Genomic DNA, 2,402 nt, shown 5'->3' with positions numbered 1-2,402 from the left:
GGCGTTACCGGAGCTACGGGCACCACCGGTGTCACTGGTCCTTCTGGCATAACCGGCAATACCGGACTCACTGGCTCAACTGGTCCTACGGGGAACACAGGAACGACTGGAAGCACTGGAAACACCGGAGTTACTGGCGCAATAGGGCCTACCGGGAGTAGTGGTGTGACTGGGGTTACAGGCGCCATGGGCTTCAGGTGTGACTGGTGCCACCGGACCTAGCGGCTTAACGGGCAATACTGGAGCAACAGGAATTACTGGAGCAACAGGAATTACTGGGGCAACGGGCAATACTGGTGGAACAGGGGCCACAGGTCCATCTGGTCCTTCAGGTGCGACTGGGCCAACAGGAATTACTGGCAATACTGGAAGCACTGGTACCACAGGAATTACTGGTCCTACGGGGAACACAGGATCGACGGGCTTAAGTGGTACTACAGGGGTTACCGGACCTAGTGGCTCAACTGGTAATACTGGAGCAACAGGAATCACAGGTACCACCGGCGCCACTGGACCTAGCGGTTCAACTGGAAATACAGGAGCAACTGGGCCTACAGGTGTAACGGGATTTACAGGTCCTACTGGGTTACCTGGTCCAACTGGTGTCACAGGTCCAACTGGCACTACAGGCAGTACTGGAGCTACTGGAGTTACCGGTCCTAGTGGCTTGACTGGTAATACTGGAGCAACGGGAATCACAGGTGCCACTGGTCCTTCTGGCATAACGGGCAGCACCGGGAACACTGGTCCTACTGGGGTTACTGGCAATACCGGAGCTACAGGAATCACAGGTACTACCGGGCCTACAGGCGCTACTGGTCTCTCTGGAGCTACAGGTATCACTGGACCGACCGGCTTAACTGGTCCAACAGGTGTTACTGGATCATCTGGAGTTACTGGGGTTGCCGGACCTAGTGGCTCAACTGGAAGCACTGGCGCTTCAGGAATTACAGGTACTACCGGCCCTACCGGGAGTAGTGGCGCCACTGGACCTACTGGACCTAGCGGTTCAACTGGAAATACAGGAGCAACCGGGGCTACAGGTATCACTGGAAGTACTGGCAATACCGGCGTTACTGGCGCAATAGGGCCTACTGGGAGTAGTGGTGTGACTGGAGTTACAGGCGACATTGGCCCTACAGGTGCGACGGGTGCTACGGGCGTTACTGGACCAACGGGCACCACAGGTGCCACTGGTTCTTCTGGCATAACCGGCAGTACCGGACTCACTGGCTCAACTGGTCCTACGGGGAATACTGGGGCTGCTGGGGTTACAGGAACGACTGGTGTCACCGGACCTAGCGGCTTGACGGGCAATACTGGAGCAACGGGAATTACTGGTTCTTCAGGTGGAACAGGAGTCACTGGTCCTTCAGGAGCGACTGGACCAACGGGCATAACTGGCAATACTGGAAGTACTGGTAATACCGGAGTTACAGGCGCAATCGGCCTACAGGTTCTACGGGTTCTACGGGTGCTACTGGGGTTACTGGAGCAACGGGCACCACCGGTACCACTGGTGTCACTGGTCCTTCTGGACCTAGCGGTTCAACTGGAAATACAGGAGCAACTGGGCCTACCGGTGTATCGGGGTTCACTGGACCCACTGGTCCTTCTGGCATTACAGGTAGTACTGGGGCTACGGGTAACACTGGAAGTACTGGAAACACCGGAGTTACTGGCGCAATAGGGCCTACCGGGAGTAGTGGTGTGACTGGGGTTACAGGCGACATTGGCCCTTCAGGTGCGACGGGTGCTACTGGACCTAGCGGCTTAACGGGCAATACTGGAGCAACAGGAATTACTGGGGCAACTGGCAATACTGGAAGCACTGGAGCCACAGGAATTACTGGTCCTACGGGGAACACAGGATCGACGGGCTTAAGTGGTACTACAGGGGTTACAGGGGTTACAGGGGTTACAGGGGTTACCGGACCTAGTGGCTCAACTGGTAATACTGGAGCAACAGGAATCACAGGTACCACCGGCGCCACTGGACCTAGCGGTTCAACTGGAAATACAGGAGCAACTGGACCTACAGGTGTAACGGGATTTACAGGTCCTACTGGGTTACCTGGTCCAACTGGTGTCACAGGTGCACTGGTCCTTCTGGCATAACGGGCAGCACCGGGAACACTGGCCCTACTGGGGTTACTGGCAATACTGGAGCAACAGGAATCACAGGTACTACCGGGCCTACAGGCGCTACTGGTCTCTCTGGAGCTACAGGTAACACTGGACCGACCGGCTTAACTGGAAGCACTGGCGCTTCAGGAATTACAGGTACTACCGGCCCTACCGGGAGTAGTGGCGCCACTGGACCTACTGGACCTAGCGGTTCAACTGGAAATACAGGAGCAACCGGGGCTACAGGTATCACTGGAAGTACTGGCAGTACCGGC

At 56.4% G+C, this 2,402-nt stretch carries 1 pseudogene; it reads left to right on the top strand.

Going from position 1 to position 2,402, the window contains the following annotated elements:
* Positions 1 to 2,402 (top strand): annotated as a pseudogene (locus JCM19039_RS24750) (beta strand repeat-containing protein); the annotation flags it as partial.

Origin of the sequence: Geomicrobium sp. JCM 19039 (assembly GCF_000698145.1) — a bacterium.
Classification (GTDB): Bacteria; Bacillota; Bacilli; order Bacillales; family Marinococcaceae; genus Geomicrobium_A.
The sequence above is the reverse complement of the archived record's forward strand: the minus strand, read 5'-3'. Positions and strand labels throughout refer to the sequence as shown.